General features: G+C 73.2%; 14 protein-coding genes. 10 read left to right on the top strand and 4 right to left on the bottom strand.

All coding sequences use genetic code 11. The features are described from left to right. The first annotated feature begins 114 nt into the window (after positions 1 to 114). Positions 115 to 1,011: a hypothetical protein gene (locus OOK38_RS03285; RefSeq protein WP_266763583.1), complete on the top strand. Its 897-nt coding sequence runs from the start codon at positions 115 to 117 to the stop codon at positions 1,009 to 1,011. Positions 1,012 to 1,077: 66 nt separating this feature from the next. On the opposite strand, the gene OOK38_RS03280 is transcribed toward OOK38_RS03285, so the two are convergent. Further along, a complete protein-coding gene (locus tag OOK38_RS03280; RefSeq protein WP_266848087.1) occupies positions 1,078 to 2,307 on the bottom strand; it encodes a cytochrome P450 in 1,230 nt (409 codons plus the stop codon). A gap of 595 nt (positions 2,308 to 2,902) precedes the next feature. Between OOK38_RS03280 and cyc2 the strand changes: the two genes are divergently transcribed. Next, complete coding sequence (gene cyc2, locus OOK38_RS03275) at positions 2,903 to 5,080, top strand: germacradienol/geosmin synthase Cyc2 (protein WP_266763584.1); 2,178 nt, start codon at positions 2,903 to 2,905, stop codon at positions 5,078 to 5,080. A 97-nt stretch (positions 5,081 to 5,177) separates the two neighbouring features. On the opposite strand, the gene OOK38_RS03270 is transcribed toward cyc2, so the two are convergent. Continuing rightward, positions 5,178 to 5,915: a hypothetical protein gene (locus OOK38_RS03270; RefSeq protein ID WP_266763585.1), complete on the bottom strand. Its 738-nt coding sequence runs from the start codon at positions 5,913 to 5,915 to the stop codon at positions 5,178 to 5,180. Between the two features lie 94 nt (positions 5,916 to 6,009). On the opposite strand from OOK38_RS03270, the gene OOK38_RS03265 reads away from it, so the two are divergent. The 5 genes from OOK38_RS03265 to OOK38_RS03245 all read left to right on the top strand — a co-directional run bounded on the left by OOK38_RS03265 (position 6,010) and on the right by OOK38_RS03245 (position 10,774). Further along, positions 6,010 to 6,876: a LysR family transcriptional regulator gene (locus OOK38_RS03265; protein ID WP_266763586.1), complete on the top strand. Its 867-nt coding sequence runs from the start codon at positions 6,010 to 6,012 to the stop codon at positions 6,874 to 6,876. Between the two features lie 104 nt (positions 6,877 to 6,980). Then, complete coding sequence (locus OOK38_RS03260; protein WP_266763587.1) at positions 6,981 to 7,667, top strand: PDZ domain-containing protein; 687 nt, start codon at positions 6,981 to 6,983, stop codon at positions 7,665 to 7,667. A 265-nt stretch (positions 7,668 to 7,932) separates the two neighbouring features. Continuing rightward, a complete protein-coding gene (locus OOK38_RS03255; RefSeq protein ID WP_266763588.1) occupies positions 7,933 to 8,553 on the top strand; it encodes a LysE family translocator in 621 nt (206 codons plus the stop codon). A 94-nt stretch (positions 8,554 to 8,647) separates the two neighbouring features. Beyond that, the gene (locus OOK38_RS03250; RefSeq protein WP_266763589.1) at positions 8,648 to 9,772 is read left to right on the top strand and encodes an aminopeptidase P family protein; all 1,125 of its coding nucleotides are present in this window, start codon (positions 8,648 to 8,650) and stop codon (positions 9,770 to 9,772) included. A gap of 63 nt (positions 9,773 to 9,835) precedes the next feature. After that, a complete protein-coding gene (locus OOK38_RS03245) occupies positions 9,836 to 10,774 on the top strand; it encodes an aminoglycoside phosphotransferase family protein (RefSeq protein ID WP_266763590.1) in 939 nt (312 codons plus the stop codon). 194 nt (positions 10,775 to 10,968) lie between these two features. Here OOK38_RS03245 and treZ read toward each other — a convergent pair whose 3' ends face one another. Continuing rightward, positions 10,969 to 12,714: a malto-oligosyltrehalose trehalohydrolase gene (gene treZ, locus OOK38_RS03240; RefSeq protein ID WP_266763591.1), complete on the bottom strand. Its 1,746-nt coding sequence runs from the start codon at positions 12,712 to 12,714 to the stop codon at positions 10,969 to 10,971. Positions 12,715 to 12,908: 194 nt separating this feature from the next. Here treZ and OOK38_RS03235 point away from each other — a divergent pair, with 194 nt between their 5' ends. From OOK38_RS03235 to OOK38_RS03225, 3 genes are all read left to right on the top strand, one after another. Beyond that, a complete protein-coding gene (locus tag OOK38_RS03235) occupies positions 12,909 to 13,475 on the top strand; it encodes an FHA domain-containing protein (protein WP_266763592.1) in 567 nt (188 codons plus the stop codon). Between the two features lie 305 nt (positions 13,476 to 13,780). Next, the gene (locus OOK38_RS03230; RefSeq protein ID WP_266763593.1) at positions 13,781 to 15,106 is read left to right on the top strand and encodes a M14 family zinc carboxypeptidase; all 1,326 of its coding nucleotides are present in this window, start codon (positions 13,781 to 13,783) and stop codon (positions 15,104 to 15,106) included. Continuing rightward, the gene (locus tag OOK38_RS03225; RefSeq protein WP_266763594.1) at positions 15,103 to 15,537 is read left to right on the top strand and encodes an SSI family serine proteinase inhibitor; all 435 of its coding nucleotides are present in this window, start codon (positions 15,103 to 15,105) and stop codon (positions 15,535 to 15,537) included. Before OOK38_RS03230 ends, OOK38_RS03225 begins: the two co-directional genes overlap by 4 nt. Before the next feature lies 1 nt (position 15,538). Here the strand turns inward: OOK38_RS03225 and OOK38_RS03220 are convergent, their stop codons facing one another. Then, entirely contained in the window at positions 15,539 to 16,789 is a 1,251-nt protein-coding gene (locus tag OOK38_RS03220; RefSeq protein WP_266763595.1) for a M14 family zinc carboxypeptidase, read from the bottom strand. Between the last annotated feature and the right edge of the window lie 136 nt (positions 16,790 to 16,925).

Below are 16,925 nucleotides of genomic sequence, written 5' to 3'. Positions count from 1 at the left end.
TGGCTCCACCGCGACCGCGTCACCTGCCGACACCGCCATCCGGTCGGCGTCGAGCGCGGCGTCCGTTCCGCCACCTTGATCGCACGCCCGACGACTTCGGAGAAGGAGCACAGGATGCAGGATCGGCCCGAGGACGTCCCGGCGCAGCCCCAGGCGCAGACGTCGCCCCCACCCGGCTCCACGGCTCCGCCCGCCCCCGCGAACCAGTCGCAGGCGCACCACCAGCCGTCGGCGCTGCCAAGACCCGAACCCGCGCCGGGCAATCCGTACCCGGGCCCGGCCCCGGCGAACAGCTACGGCCTTCCTCCCGTCTATCCTCCGGCCCAGCAGTACTCGTACGGGCAACCGCCGGGCTTTCCCCCGCCGCCCGGCGGCAAGGGCACCGCGGGACGTGCGGTGCTGTGGGCGGCGGTCGGCGCGGTGGTCGCCTCCGCGCTGTGGGCCGGCGGGGTCTTCCTGCTCCGCCCGCTCGGCGACGACCCGGATCTGGCGGGATACCGGGCCAAGGCCAATCTCTGCTCCGCGGTCGACTACACCGCCCTGCGGACCGAGTACACCGAGCAGGACAGCGCACCCACGCACAACGCGCTGAAGCACAAGGCCATCGACGAGAGCTACTGCAGCATCTCCCTGAAGAAATCGTCCAGTTCCTCCTACTCCGACGCGTATCTCTCGGTGCAGGTGGATCTCCACAAGGAGACCGATCCCTCCGCCGAGTTCACCGCCGTGTGGTCCGAGTACAACCAGCGTTACGACGACTACGAGGTGGAGAAGGTGTCCGGTTTCGGTGACGAGGCCTATCTCGTCACCGAGGACACCACCTCCGGCTCGGGAACCAGCGGCAGCCGGGCGGTGATCCTCGCGGTGCGCGACGGCTGGATGACGTACCAGATGAGCTGGAGCGTCTACACGTCGTCCTACGAGACGACCACTCCGCCCGAGGTCGGCGATGTCTCACGCTGGGTGAAGACCGACACCCGCTCGACACTGGAGAACCTCCGCTCCGACTGAGCGGACGACGAGGTGGGCGGCGCACGGGAGTGCCCGGACCGGTGATCCCGTGCACCGCACCGGTGGTCAAGTCACCCGGAGAGGGAGGGACTTGATGCCGTTGATGAAGTTGGAGACGAGACGTCCGGGCGGACCCGCGGTGTGCAGCGAGGGCATGGCCCGCACGGTCTCCTCGTACAGCACCCGCAGTTGGAGCCGTGCGAAGTGGGAGCCCAGGCAGACGTGCGGGCCGTCACCGAAGGAGACATGGGGGTTCGGGGCCCGGGACAGGTCGAGCCGGTGGGGGTCGGCGAAGACGCGTTCGTCGTGGTTGGCCGAGGCGTGGAAGACGACCACCTTGTCGCCCGCGCGCAGACGCCGGCCGGCCAGTTCCGTGTCCACGGCCGCCGTCCGGCGGAAGGTCAGCACGGGAGGGTGCACACGCAGCAGCTCCTCGACGGCCGTGGCGGGTCGATGGCGGCCCGAGCGCAGACCCTCGTACGCCTCCGGACGCTCCGCCAGTGCCAGCAGGCCCCCGGGGGCCGCGCCGCGCACGGTGTCGTTGCCCGCGATCGTGAGCAGGAAGAAGAACATCTCCAGTTCTTCCGGGGCGAGTTCGGCATCGGTGGCGAGGGTGGTCAGCACGTCGTCGCCGGGATGCCGCCGCTTGAATTCGGCCAGCTCCCGCGCGTAGGCGAACATGTCCCGCAGCATCGCCGGGGAGCGCGGATCGACCGGCTTCCCCGTCGGGCCGAGGACCGCGGGGCCCGCCTCGTCGGGGTCCTGGTAGCCGATCACCCGCCGCGTCCAGTGCAGCAGCAGCTTTCGGTCGCGCTCGGGCACGCCGAGCAGATCAGCGAGATTGAGCAGGGCGTAGTCGTCGGTGACCGCGGCGACGAGGTCGCTGGTGCCGTCGCCCGACCGGGCCTCCAGCACCGCCCGCCCCAGCAGCGTGCGGGCCCGCTCGCGTACCACCGACGCGAAGTGCTCGATGCGGCGCGGGGTGAACGCCCGGCTCACCAGGCGTCTCAACCGGCCCTGTTCCGGAGGGTCCTGATTGAGCATCATGCGCCGGATGAACGGCAGATCCGCGGGGTCGGGATCCCGGATCTGGGTCGCGCCGAGGTACGAGGAGTACGTCGAGGAGTCCTTGAGCACCCGGACCACGTCCGCGTGCCGGGTCACCGCCCAGAACCCGGGACCGGCCGGCCAGCCCAGCACCTCGGGTTCCTCCTGCCAGGCCACCGGGTGGTGATCGCGCAGGACGCGGTACGCGGCGTGGGGCACCCCGTCGGCGTACCGGCGCGGGTCGAACACGTCCGGAACCGGAGGCACGTGCGACCGAGACGCGGCGCTCACGACCACGAGTCCCCGCCGCCGCGCCTGCCGGGGCCTTCTCGCCTCTCGGCGCCGCACCCGCCCGGGACTTCGCCCGAGCGCCGCCCGCCGGTGCTCTCCCGAACCCCGCCGCAGCGCCCGCCCGGGCCCTCCGGCACGGCGCGACAGCGTGGACCTGCCGACGCGGACGGGACGGAGACGCGACCCGGATCTGGTGACACCTGTGCGGACACCGGTCCGGCGGCGGACGGGCCGCGCCCCGCGGACACCGCACGGACAGCGGAACCGTGCACGGCACGGGGGAGCGCGAGGAAGGTCATACGGCCACGGTGGCGGGCGGACACCGCGTCGGCAAGGGGGCGGGGGCCGGTCCCTGTGCCCGCCCGGGGCCGGAGCCGTGGCGGTGCCGCGGGCGCCGGCCGAGGTGCTGCCGCGGGCGCGGGCCGAGGTGCTGCCCCCGGATCCCGCCCGGACGCAGACGCCGCCATGCGCGGCTTTCGCACCGGTTCACGCGATGGTGTGATCATGTCCTGGCCTGCGGATGTCCGCTCGGAGCCATGGGTAGGGCCCGGCCATGACGCAGCCGTTCGAACTCCCGCACTTCTACATGCCGTACACCGCCCGGCTGAACCCGCATCTGGACGAGGCGCGGGCCCACTCGGTCGAGTGGGCCCGCGGAATGGGCATGCTGGAAGGCTCGGGCATCTGGGAGCAGTCCGACCTCGACGCACACGACTACGGCCTGTTGTGCGCGTACACCCACCCCGACTGCGACGGACCGGCCCTCTCCCTCATCACCGACTGGTACGTGTGGGTGTTCTTCTTCGACGACCACTTCCTGGAGACCTTCAAACGCACCCAGGACCGCGCCGGCGGCAAGGCCTACCTGGACCGGCTGCCCCTCTTCATGCCGCTCGACCTGTCGACTCCCGTACCCGAGCCGGAGAACCCCGTCGAGGCCGGACTCGCCGACCTGTGGGCGCGCACCGTGCCCTCGATGTCGACGGAGTGGCGCAGGCGGTTCGCCGTCTCCACCGAGCATCTGCTCAACGAGTCGATGTGGGAGCTGTCCAACATCAACGAGGGGCGGATCTCCAACCCCGTCGAGTACATCGAGATGCGCCGCAAGGTGGGCGGCGCTCCCTGGTCGGCCGGGCTCGTCGAGTACGCGACCGCCGAAGTGCCCGCGTCCGTCGCCGAGTCGAGGCCGCTGCGCGTCCTGATGGAGACGTTCTCCGACGGCGTCCACCTGCGCAACGACCTCTTCTCCTACCAGCGGGAAGTCGAGGAGGAGGGCGAACTCAGCAACGGCATCCTCGTCCTGGAGACGTTCTTCGGCTGCACCACACAGCAGGCCGCCGAGACGGTCAACGACATCCTCACCTCACGGCTCCACCAGTTCGAGCACACGGCGCTCACCGAAGTACCCGCGCTGGCCGTGGAGAAGGGGCTCACCCCTCAGGAGATCGGCGCCGTGGCCGCGTACACGCAGGGACTCCAGGACTGGCAGTCCGGCGGCCACGAGTGGCACCTGCGCTCCAGCCGCTACATGAACGAGGGCGCCGTCGAGGAGGCGCGCCCCCTCGGCATGGGCGGGTTCGGGACGTCCGCCGCGGACATCGGGGCGCTGCTCTCCGCGGCCGGCGCAGAGCGGCTGCGCGCGTACACCCACGTCCCGTTCCAGAAGGTCGGACCCTCCCTGCTCCCCGACTTCCACATGCCGTTCGAGGTCACCCTCAGCCCGCATCTCGCGGGTGCCCGGGACCGCCTCGTCACCTGGATGCACGCCACGGGCATGCTCCAGGAGGGCGTCTGGGACGAGGACAAACTCATCGCCTACGACCTGCCGCTCTGCGCGGCGGGCATCCACCCCGACGCGACCCCCGAGGCGCTCGACCTCAGCTCGCAGTGGCTGGCCTGGGGCACCTACGGCGACGACTACTACCCGCTGCTCTTCGGCAACCGCCGCGATCTGGCCGCCGCCAGGCTGACCACCGCGCGCCTCTCGGCGTGCATGCCCGTCCACGGCGAGGAGCTCCCCGTCCCGGTCAACGGCATGGAACGCGGCCTGATCGACCTGTGGCGCCGCACCACCGCGGAGATGACCCCGGACGCGCGGGCCACCCTGCGCGCGGCGGTGGACGTGATGACGGAGAGCTGGCTGTGGGAGCTGTCCAACCAGATCCAGAACCGCATCCCGGACCCGGTCGACTATCTGGAGATGCGGCGGGCCACCTTCGGCTCCGAGCTCACCATGGGCCTGTGCCGCCTCGGTCACGGCCCCGAGGTCCCGCCGGAGGTCTACCGCAGCGGCCCCGTCCGGTCGCTGGAGAACGCGGCCATGGACTACGCGATGCTCCTGAACGACGTCTTCTCGTACCAGAAGGAGATCGAGTACGAGGGGGAGGTCCACAACGGCATCCTCGTCGTGCAGAACTTCTTCGGCTGCGACTACCCGACCGCGCTCGGCGTCATCCATGACCTGACGACCCAGCGCATGGAGCAGTTCCAGCATGTCGCCGCCCATGAACTGCCCATCCTGTACGAGGACTTCAAGCTCTCGGAGGAGGTGCGCGGAATCATGCAGGGCTATGTGGCGGAGCTGCAGAACTGGCTGGCCGGAATCCTGAAGTGGCACCAGGACTGCCGCCGTTACGGCGCGGCGGACCTGGCGCGGCGCGCCCACGGATTCGTGCCGGACCAGGCGCCCGCGTTGCCGTTCGCCTGGCGCGCGGAGCCCGCCTCGCTCTGACGGGTTCCGGCGGTCGCGGCCTCGGTGACCTCGCGGACCTCCTCCGCGAGGTCGGGTCCGCCCTCGCACCCCCCCGGCGACCTGATGGTGCGGGCGCTCAGGCTGGTCCGCCCGCGGGTGTGAGGCCGGCGTGGGCCACCGCGGCTCGTGCCAGCGCGCGCAGGACCGGGTGCGGGCGCGAGCCGTCCCCCGCCAGCTCCGGCTGGAACAGGGTGGCGAGGAAGAAGGGATGGTCCGGGAGTTCGGCGATCCGGACGTGCCCGTCCTCGTCGTGCCCGCTGAACCGCAGTCCGTGCGCGCGCAGGGTGTCGAGGTGCCGCGAAGGCCCGTAGGCGCAGAAGTAGCGCTCGACCGTCCGCTCGGAGCCGATCACCGCCTGGGCGAGCGAACCCGGCTCGACGGTGACGGTGGCCTCGTGGCCGACGAGCGAGCAGGCGAGCGGTTCGATCAGGAGGTCGTCGGCGTCGGGGTCGTTCTCGGCGTGCGCGGCGCGCGTGAGACCGCAGACGTCACGGGCGTACTCCAGCAGGGCGTGCTGGAAGCCGCCGCAGGTGCCGAGGAAGGGGATGCCGCCCTCACGCGCCGTACGGATCGCCGTGAGCACACCGGCCTCGCTGCGGTAGGGGCTGCCCGGGAGCACCCACACCGCGTCGAAGCCGCGTACCGCCTCCGGGTCCCGCGCGTCCTCGGACGGAATCCAGTAGGCGTCCAGCACGATCCGGTCGCGCCGGGCGAGGGCGTCGAACAGGAGCGGGACACGGGTGTGCGAGACGACGTTGGGGGAGCGGTCGCCGACCAGGGCGACCCGGGCCGTGGGCACGGTGTTCGTGGTCATGCCGTTCATCCTGTGGGCGGCATCCGGTTCACGTCCAACGATGATTACTGCACCCTCGATAAGCATCGCTGATGGGATGCGGAATCCTGAGCGCATGGACCCGCATCTCCTGCGTACGTATGTCACCGTGGCGCGGCTCGCGTCCTTCTCGGAGGCCGCGCGCGAGCTCGGCTACACCCAGTCCGCGGTCTCCCAGCAGATCGCCGCCCTGGAGCAGGACCTCGGCGCGCCCCTGCTGACCCGGCGGCCCGTCGCGCCCACCACGGCGGGCGAGCGGCTCCTCGAACACGCGGGACCGCTGCTGCTGCGCCTGGACGCGGCCCGCGCCGATGTGGCGCGGATGGCGGCCGCGCCCGAGCACGGGCTGACGCTCGCCGTGACACCGACCGCCCTCGGACCGCGTACGGTCGCGGCGCTTCCCGCGGCGGGCGTGACCCTGCGTGTGCTCGCCCGCGACGAGGTTCCCGCGGCGGTCGCCACCGGCACGGCCGACCTGGGCCTCGTCGACGGACTCGCCGCGCCGAGCGACCCCCTCCGGCTGCCCGACGTGGCACCGCTGACCACGCACGGCGTCAGCGAGGAACCGGTCTGCGTGCTGCTGCCCGCGTCCCATCCGCTCGCCCGGCGCGCGGGCCTGCGTCTCGGCGACCTGGCCGACGCCCGCTGGCTGGACGCCCCCGGCTCCGGCCTGCCACTGGACCAGCTGCGCGCCGCGAACGGCGGTGGCGGATTCCGCCCGGCGCTGCGCTACGACGGCACCGACCTCCGTACCCTCACCGCCCTGGCCGTCGCGGGCCACGGCCTCGCGCTCCTGCCGCGCACCGTGGCCACCGGCGTGCCCGGAGGAGTCGCCGTGCCCCTCGTCGCGCCCCGGGTCGTGCACCGTACGGAGCTGGTGCACGGCGGATCGCCGCGCGGAGCGGCGGCGGCCATGGCGGACAGACTTCTCGAACGGGGATGACAGTCTCACTCGTTCGGGAATCGTCGCGCGCCGGAGGCCGGGGTAGAGCAAGAGCCGGAGGCGGTCCGTAGAACATCCGCCGGAACATCTGCCGGAGGCGACCCATGGAACAGACCGCGTTGCGTCCCAAGCCGATGCCCGGTCAGGACCCGGGCGGTGGCAGTGGCAGTGGCGGTGGCGGTGGTGGTGGTGGTGGCAGTGACGGCGGGGGCGGTTGTGGTGGCCGTCCGCCCGGCGAGACCCGGCGCCCGCACGCGGCGCGGCGCCGCGGCGGGCGGCTGATGACCCTGCTGTTCAGCCTGTTCGTCGGGTCGGTGCTGGTGCTGTCCGGCGTGGGGCTCGGCACGGTCGGCGCGACGGTGATCGGCATGAGCAGACTGGCGGACCTCCGGAAGCAGGCCGGTGAGGCCGGGCAGACACGGCAGACCCCGGGCGTCTCCGGGCTGCCGCGGCCCGGTGGCACCACCACCCGGTCCGGCAGCGGCAGCCCGATCCCGTCGGGGCGGTCCGAGCGGGAGACCGGCCGGGCGGCCCTGGGGATCGAGGCCGTCGACGCCCCGGAGGGCGGGGGCGCGCTGGTCGTCGGGGTACACATCCCCGGCCCCGGCTACACCGCGGGCCTGGTGCGCGGCGATGTCCTGGTCGCCGTCGGCGGGACCGAGGTCTCCTCGGCCGCCGACCTCGCCCGCGCGGTGGCGGACGCCCAGCCGGGCAAGGCGGTCACCCTCGACGTGCGCCACGCGAACGGCAACCGAACGCAACTGTCCGCGCTCCCGGGCATCGTGACCTGAGACGGGCGGCCCGACGGCCACGGCTCGGGTGTCCCGCTGCCCGCCGCCCGCCGGATGTCGGATGTCCCCGCGGCCGGTCGGACCGCCGTTCGCGGGCTCCGGGGCTCTCGGCCCCGGCGGGAGGCAGAGGGCGGGCCACGGCGCGGCAGGACGCCGGGAAACGGTTCCGAGCGCCGGCGAATGCCCGGGGAGCGGCTCTCGGACCTGGCCGGCGCTCGGGGAAAAGGGGCTGGCCACGCGGGCCGCGGGCCGCCAGGATGGCCGCATGCTGAGCACCCTCCTCGCCTTCCTCGGCGCCTGCACCCTGATCGCCGCCTCGCCCGGCCCGAGCACCGTGCTGATCATCAAACAGTCGCTGCGCAGCCGGCGGTCCGGCTTCCTGACCGTGCTCGGCAACGAGACGGGTGTCTTCGTGTGGGGCGCCGTCGCCGCCCTCGGCCTCACCGCGCTGCTCGCCGCCTCCGAGGTGGCGTACGACGTCATGCGGATCGTCGGTGCCGTCGTGCTCGTCGGCTTCGGCGTCCAGACGCTGTGGCAGGCGCGCCGTACCAAGGGGGCCGTCGACGGTGGCTGGGAGGGCCCGGAGAAGAGCGGCTGGGCGTCCTACCGGGGCGGGCTGCTGCTCAACCTCGCCAACCCGAAGGCGGCCGTCTTCGCGATGTCCTTCCTGCCGCAGTTCGTGCCCGAGGGCGCCCCGCACCTGCCCGCCATGCTCGGCCTCGCCGCGCTCTGGGCGGTGTACGAGGTGGGTTACTACAGCGTGTACGTGTGGTTCGTCGGCCGGATGAAGGCCGTCCTGTCCCGGACGGGCGTACGCCGGCGCCTGGAGCAGGTCTCCGGAGGCGTCCTGCTGCTCCTGGGAGCCCGCCTCGCCCTGGAGAGCTGACCGGCGACAGGCACAACCGGCTCGCGCACACCCCACCGGAGGGGCAGGATGCTGCCGTAGCCCCCTGGGGAACTCCGCACACACGGAGGCATGGATGACCACCGCCACACCCGCGCCGTTCACCGCCGGCGACTACGAGAGCCGTATGCGGCGCGCCGCCGACGCCGCGGCCGACGCCGGTCTCGACGGCGTCCTGGTCGCGCCGGGGCCCGACCTGGTGTGGCTGACCGGGTACCGCCCGGTGGAGACCGAGCGGCTCACCCTGCTGGTGCTGCGGGCGGGCCACGACCCGGCCCTCGTCGTGCCCACCCTGGAGGCGCCCGACGCGGCCAAGTCGGCCGGCGCGTCCGCGCTGACCCTCCACGACTGGACCGACGGCACGGACCCCTACGAGGCGGCCGCGCCCCTCCTGGAGCGCGCCGGACGCTTCGGGATCAGCGACAACGGCTGGGCCCTGCATCTGCTCGGCCTGCAGAAGCGGCTCCCCGACAGCCGCTACACCGCGCTCACCGAGGCCCTGCCGATGCTCAGGGCCGTCAAGGACCAGGCGGAACTGGACCGGCTCGCGGCCGCCGGAGCAGCCGCGGACGCGGCGTTCGAGGAGATCCGGAAGGTCTCCTTCGCGGGCCGCAGGGAGTCGGAGGTCTCCCGCGACCTCGCCGATCTGCTGCGCCGGTTCGGGCACTCCCAGGTCGACTTCACCATCGTCGCCTCGGGCCCCAACGGAGCCAACCCGCACCACGAGGCCGACGAACGTGTCATCGAGCACGGCGACATGGTGGTCCTGGACTTCGGCGGCCTCAAGGAGGGCTACGGCTCCGACACATCCCGCACGGTCCACGTCGGCGAACCCGACGACGAGGAACGCAAGGTGCACGACATCGTGCGCGAGGCCCAGGAGGCCGGCTTCCGTGCCGTGCGGCCCGGAGCCGCCTGCCAGGACATCGACCGCGCGGCGCGCGCCGTCATCGAGGACGCCGGGTACGGCGAATACTTCATCCACCGCACCGGGCACGGCATCGGCGTCACCACCCACGAACCGCCCTACATGGTCGAGGGCGAGGAACAGCCCCTGGTCCCCGGCATGTGCTTCTCCGTGGAGCCGGGCATCTATCTGCCCGGCCGGTTCGGGGTCCGGATCGAGGACATCGTCACGGTGACCGACGACGGCGGACGCCGCCTCAACACCACATCCCGCGAGATGGTGATCGTCGACTGACGTGCGACCGCCGACCGCGCGGCAACCGCTTCGCCCCCGCACCCGGACGACAAGGGCGCGACCATGACCCAGACACCGACACCGACCACGGAAGCAGTCCGCCGACTGGTCCTCTCCCTGCTCGCCGACGACACCGCGGCGGGCCCGGGACCGGACGTGCGGCCCGTCGCCGAGGGGGGCGGGCACTCCACCTGGTGGGTGGGCCGACGCCATGTGCTGCGGCTCGCCCAGGACCGCGACGCCTCTCTGCGTCAACGCCGTGAGCTGCGGCTGCGCGACCTGATCCGCCCGCTCATCGGGGTCGCCGTCCCGGTGAGTGTCGCGCAGGGCGAGTGGGCGAGCGGACTGAGCTACACCCTCGACACCAAGCTGCCCGGCGTCTCCGGTGAGGAACAGGACGTCTCTGCCCTCGGCGAGGCCGACCTGGCGGGGCTGCTGACCGGGCTTCGCGAGGTCCCCGTACGCCAGGCCGAGACGCTCGGTGTGCCGCGCACCCCGCCGCGTTCCCTGGAGACCCTTCGGGCCGCCGCGCTACGCTCCGCCGAGCGGCTCCCCGCCGAGGAGTTCGACCCCGCGCGGTTCGACCAGCTCGCCGCGCCCGCCGCCGTCCAGCTCGGCGCGCAGACCGGCGCCGCGGTCCTCGTGCACCACCACCTCGTGGGCGAACACCTCGTGGTCAGCCCCGACGGGCGGGTGCGCGGCGTCCTCGACTGGAGCGACACGGTCCTCGGCGATCCGGCCGAGGACATCGCCGGGCTCGCCACCGCCGTCGGCGCCCCCGCGGCCGTACGCGCCGCCACGCTCGCCGGATACGGCGCCCGACCCTGCCTGCGCGGCCTGTGGCTCTCCCGCTGCGACACCGTCATCCGGCTCGCCGACCGCCACCGCGGCCGCGACGACACTCCCGTCCCGCTCCTGGAGGCCCGGTTGCGGCGCGCCTGGGAGTCGATCCTGCTGGAGCGGGTCACGGATCTGCGGGACGGACCGGACGACGTGCCGTAGGGCACGTGCGGGCGGGCATCCCGCAGCGCGGGGCCGTGGGGTGCGCGTGTTGCGGTGTCGGTGTGTCCGCCGTGCGTGCCCCGCACGAGCCCTAGCACCGGGGGGCGTCCGCGTCGGCGGCGCTGCGTCGGGTGCGCCCCGCACGAGTCCTTGCACCCGGGGGTGTTCGCGTCGGCGGCGCCGCACCGAGCGCCTCACGCCTGCGTCAGCACCACGCACGACTCGCCCGGCACGTTCAGGACCCCGTCCGCGCCCGGTGCTTCGACCGGGTCCCAGGCCGCCAGGATCCGCGCGCGGTGGATGCCGAGGGGAATCGCCGCGGGGTCCTTGGACAGGTTCACGGCGATCCTGACGTCCCCGCGCCGGACGGCGAGCCAGCGGGCGCCCAGATCGTGGGCGACCCTGACCGCCGCGAGATCGGGGTCCGAGAGGTCGGCCTGACCGTGCCGCAGGGCGATCAGTTCGCGGTACCAGGCCAGCACGCGCGCGTGCGCGGGCGCCTCGGGCTCCGACCAGTCGAGACAGGAGCGGTCCCGGGTCGCCGGGTCCTGCGGGTCCGGGACGTCCTCCTCCGCCCAGCCGTGCGCCGCGAACTCCCGCCGCCTGCCCCGCCGTACGGCCTCCGCGAGCTCGGGGTCGGTGTGGTCGGTGAAGAACTGCCAGGGGGTGCCCGCGGCCCACTCCTCACCCATGAAGAGCATCGGCGTGAACGGCGCGGTCAGCGTCAGCGCCGCCGCGCAGGCCAGCAGCCCGGGGGAGAGGGAGGCCGAGAGCCGGTCCCCCTGGGCGCGGTTGCCGATCTGGTCGTGGGTCTGCGCGTAGCCGAGCAGCCGCTGCGCCGAGACGCGCGCACGGTCGAACGGGCGGCCGTGATGCCGTCCGCGGAAGCTGGAGTACGTGCCGTTGTGGAAGAAGCCCGACGTCAGCGTCTTGCTCAGTGCCGCGAGCGGGGCGCGGCCGAAGTCCGCGTAGTAGCCCTGCGCCTCACCGGTGAGCGTGGTGTGCAGCGCGTGATGGAAGTCGTCGTTCCACTGGGCGTGCAGCCCGAGACCACCCTCCTCGCGGGAGGTGATGAGCCGCGGGTCGTTCAGATCCGATTCCGCGATCAGGAAGAGCGGCCGGCCCAGGTCGCCGGCGAGCGTGTCCACGGCCGTCGACAGCTCCTCCAGGAAGTGCAGCGCACGGGTGTCCCGCAGCGCGTGCACCGCGTCCAGGCGCAGTCCGTCGATCCGGTAGTCGCGCAGCCAGGCCAGCGCGCTGCCGACGAGGTACGCGCGCACCTCGTCCGAGCCGGGCGCGTCCAGGTTCACGGCGGAGCCCCAGGGCGTCTGATGGGTGTCCGTGAAGTAGGGCCCGAACGCGGGGAGATGGTTGCCGGAGGGGCCGAGGTGGTTGTGCACGACGTCGAGGACTACCCCCAGGCCGAGTTCGTGCGCCCGGTCGACAAAGCGCTTCAGCGCCTCGGGGCCGCCGTACGGCTCGTGCACGGCCCACAGGGAGACACCCTCGTAGCCCCAGCCGTGCCGGCCGGGGAACGGGCACAGCGGCATCAACTCGACGTGTGTGACGCCCAGTTCCGCCAGATGCCCGAGCCGCTCGGCCGCCGCGTCCAGCGTGCCCTCGGGTGTGTACGTACCCACGTGCAGTTCGTAGAGGACCGCGCCCGGCAGCGCCCGCCCGGTCCACTCGGCGCGCCACGCGTACCGCCCCTGGTCGACCACCGCGCTCAGTCCGTCCGGGCCGTCCGGCTGCCGGAGCGAACGGGGATCGGGCAGCGCCGGGCCGTCGTCCACCGCGAACCCGTACCGGGTCCCTTCCTCCGCGTCCGCGTCGCCCGTCCACCATCCGGCACGCTCGGGATCGCGGTCCAGCGTGCTCGTGACACCCGCGCAATGGAGCGTCATCCGGTCGGCCTGCGGTGCCCACACTTCGAATCGCACAGACGGTTCCCCCTTGTCGGCTCGCTGTGACATTGGCCCGTCCATGGTGCTTCACCGGAGATCAATTCGCTTTCGGATCCACCCTTTTGCCGCGTGTTCGTCGCCCTTTGGTCGCGCGAACGGCTCCTCGCGGCTCCTCGCGCCGTTTCGGGCTCTTCTGGACACCCCGTCGTTACTGCCCGACAATCACCATCGTGACGTCGTCCTTCGAGTTCCACACGTACCCCGCGCGGCTGTCCGACGCGGAGCGCGACCGGGCGCTCAAGTCCCTCCGTGACGGCGCCGCCCTCGGCCGCCTCTCGCACGACACGTTCATCCGCCGCATGGAGCTGGCCCTGGCCGCCCGCCGGTCCGACGAACTCGCCGTGCTCACCGCCGACCTGCCCAACGCCGACGTGGCCACCGAGCGCCGCTGGTCGAAACTGGTGTTCGGCACGGTGGAGGCCGTCTCCGGCTTCACCGTACGGCTGCGCAGGGCCTGGCAGGCCGAGCGCCTGCCCAAGCTGCAGCTGCCCAACCCCGGCAGCCCCTACCCGCTGCGCATCGGCCGCGACCCGGCCAGCGGGCTGAGGCTGAACCACGAGACGGTGTCCCGGGTGCACGCCGAACTGAGCAGGCAGAGCGGCGTGTGGGTGCTGCGCGACCTCGGCTCGACCAACGGCACGACCGTCAACGGCCGGCGCGTCATCGGCGCGTCCGTCGTGCAGGACGGCGACCAGATCGGCTTCGGCCGGATGCTGTTCCGCCTCGCCTCGGACTGAGCCGCGGGGTCACGGAGGGCGCCCCGCCGAGTCGTGGTGTCGCGGCCGACGGTGTCCGGCCGGGCGCGCCGCCCGGCGGCGCGCCGGTCCCCGGGCGCGGTGTTCGCCGGGGAGTCCACGCGTTCCGGCTCCGCGTCCTCCGGACCTGCGACCACTCGCGGATCTCCGCAACATCCCCCGCCTCCCGCGGTGTTGACGTACCTCCGGAGCCGTGACTGACTGTGTGTACACCATGCACATCAGGTGAACCGACGGCACCGTACGAGTGGAGGTGTGCCCTGCCGCCACTCCTGCGCTACCCGACCGTGGACGAACTCGGCGTCCGCGCCGCCGCGCTCGTCGCCCGGCACCCCGATGCCGCCCGGCTGCGCCGCGTGGGCACCTCCCGGGCCGGCACGCCGCTGTGGCTCCTGTCCGTCGGACACGGCAGCCGCCAGGCCCTCGTCGTCGCCGGACCGCACGCCAACGAACCCGTGGGCGGTGCCACGGTCCTGCGGCTGGCCGAACGGGCGCTCGCCGACCCCCGGCTCACCGAGGGCGCGGACGCCACCTGGAACCTGCTGTTCTGCCTCGACCCGGACGGCTCGCGCCGCAACGAGGCCTGGCTCCGCGGCCCGTACACCCTCGGCCACTACTTCCGGCACTTCTTCCGGCCCGGCTTCCTGGAACAGCCCGAATGGCTGCCCGAGGGCGCGGACGGCACCGTCCTGCCGGAGACCCGCGCCCTGCTCGCCCTCCAGGACGAGCTGCGGCCGTTCCTCCAGTGCTCCCTGCACGGCGTCGACGTCGGCGGCGCGTTCGTCGAGCTGACCCGAGACCTGCCCGGTCTCGCCCAGCGCGTCGCGCACAGCGCGGCCCGCCTCGGCATCCCGCGTGAACTCGGCCCGTACGACACCCTGTACTGGCCGGCGCTCGGCCCCGCCGTCTACCGCGTCCCGCCGCCGCGCAGGGGAGACCTGGCCGCCGCCATCACGGAGGCCGCGGTCGACTCCACCTGGTTCCACCCGCAGCCGCACGGCACGGTGACGGCGATCGTCGAGGCACCCATGTGGGGTGTCGGCGCCGTCGAGGACCCGGCACGCCCCGCCGATCCCGACGCGGTGCTCCGCTCCGTCAGCCGCACGCTGCGGCACGACACGCGGCTCCTGGAAGGCATCCTGGCCCGCGTGCGGCCCGGCCTCGGCACCTCGCCGGACGTGACCTGTCTCCTCGCGCCCGTGGACGACTATTTACTGGTCGGCCCCGGACTCGCCGACTCCTGGGATCCCGACGTGCGGGACGCCGGAGCGCGTGCCCTGCCGCCGCTCGACACCGCCCGGCTCACGGCCCTGCGCCTCGCCGGACGCCGGGTCGCCCTGCGCACGGCCGGGCTGCTGCACCAGCTGGTCACCGCCTCCGGGCACGACCCGTGCGACGCGCTGCCCGAACTCGACCGGCTGATCGACGCGTGGTGCGCCGACTACCGCGACGGGTGCGGGGCCCGATGGATACCGGTCGCACGCCAAGTCGAATACCAGGCGCGTGTGGTGCTCGCCGCGTTCGACCTCGCGGGGCGCCGCGCGGGCGGGCGTTCCCGTTCGGGTGAGCCGGGCCGGGGTGCTCAGGCCACGGTGCCGATGCACCAGGAATGACGAAGACCCTCCCGGCGCTCCGCGCCGCCCTGCTCGTCCCGTTCCTGCTCGTCCCGTTCCTGCTCCTTATTGCGGGCGCGCCCCCGGCAGCCCGGGCCGCACCGCACGAGGAACGGTCCGGCAACTGGCTCCGCCTCGGCGTCACCCGGGGCGACGCCCGCTCCGGCGACACCCGCGGCGTCCTGCTGCTCTGCGACCCGCCCCAGGGACACGGCCGCGCGGCCGAGGCCTGTGAGCAACTCCGCGCCGCCGGGGGCGACATCGAGCGCATCCCGCCCCGGTCCGGCGCCGTGTGCCCGATGATCTACGCGCCGGTGACCGTGTCGGCGTACGGCGCGTGGGACGGCCGCCGGGTCGACTACACGCACACGTTCTCGAACTCCTGCGTCATGGCAGCCGGGACGGGTGCGGTGTTCGACCTGCCGAGCTGAGTCAGGCGGCGCTGTCGCGCGCGTGACGGGCGGCCGCCATCACCGTACGGGCCTGGTGCTCGACCTGGTTCTCCAGCGGCACCCAGCGCGCCCGGAAGCGCTCGGCGAACGCGTCGCTCCAGCCGGCCACCAGCTGTTCGAGATGAGGTGCCTCGCGGTCGTCGAACTCCTGGAGGACGCGCAGCAGCATGGACGCGGCCCGCAGCGGAATCCGCCGGCCGAACGCGTCGACACTGCCCACGTACGCCATCGTCGTGTCCGGAGGGGGCGCCTGCGACCAGTCCGCGGCGAGGCCCGGCACCAGTTCCAGCGCCCACTTCGCCGCCCGCAGAAGGGGCCCGTCGGGTCCCGGCAGCCGCGGCAGGGCCCGACGGAGCACCGCCTCCACCTGGAACGCGTCGGTCAGCAGCCGGTGTGCCAGGCGCCGCAGCGCCGCCGCGGGGGCGGGGTGGGGCGCCGGATCGTCCACCAGGTCGCTGGCCCACATCGGCACCTCCACGACGGCCGTCAGACCGCCGTACCGGTGGGCGTGGTACCAGGTGCTGTGCCGGGCGTCGTCCGGCATGCTCGGGTACGCCGCGTCCGAACCGGGCGCCGGCATCACATGGACACCGGGCCCGGAGGCGGGCCAGCCCGCGGCGTCCGACGCGGCCGTCTCGACCGGGATGCGCAGCTCCGCCGCGGACTTGGCGAACGGCTCCGCGAGCCCCGGGATGTCCTTGGTCAACTGCACCCAGCTGCCGCCCAGATCGGTCCCGTGCAGCGTCACCTGGAGATAGGGCCGCAGTTCGTCGATGACCCCGGTCAGCGCACGGGTCTCCGGCGGCAGCCGGTCGGGCGGCAGGACGGAGGGCGACCACTCCGGCTGCTCGGGTCCGGCGGGACGGAAGAAGCCCAGGTGGTAGTCGAGCAGGGTGCGCGGCGCGGGCGTCACATGCAGGCTCGCCCCGTCGGGGTCCGCGCAGAGCAGAAAGTGCCAGGAGGTGTCTCTTCGCAACTCCCTTCGGCGCAGCACGCGTTCGGCCAGCGACAGCAGCGTCGAACCGCCCGTCGGCTCGTTCGCGTGGGCCCCGGCCACGACGAGGACCGCGCGCCGGGCGTGGCCGACGGACAGGAGGTGGAGCGGCCTGCCTGCGCGGGAGGTGCCCACTTGCCGCAGGACGCACAGGTCGGGTCGGTGGGCCGCCAACGCCCAGGCGGACGAGACGATTTCGGTCACACTGGGATAGCGCAGCTCCGGCAGGTGACTCACCCCCGACTTGTCCGCCCTGCGTCGCTTTTGGCAGTACTCCACGGTCTCGGGGAACTGTCAAGAACGCGACAGGGCGGCTCCGCGGGGCACCGGGTGGCATTTTCCCCTGGCAACGGTCCGCCGCGGATGCGCGAGC

It is taken from the genome of Streptomyces sp. NBC_00568 (assembly GCF_026341855.1).
In the GTDB taxonomy this organism is placed as follows: Bacteria; Actinomycetota; Actinomycetes; order Streptomycetales; family Streptomycetaceae; genus Streptomyces.
The sequence above is the reverse complement of the archived record's forward strand: the minus strand, read 5'-3'. Positions and strand labels throughout refer to the sequence as shown.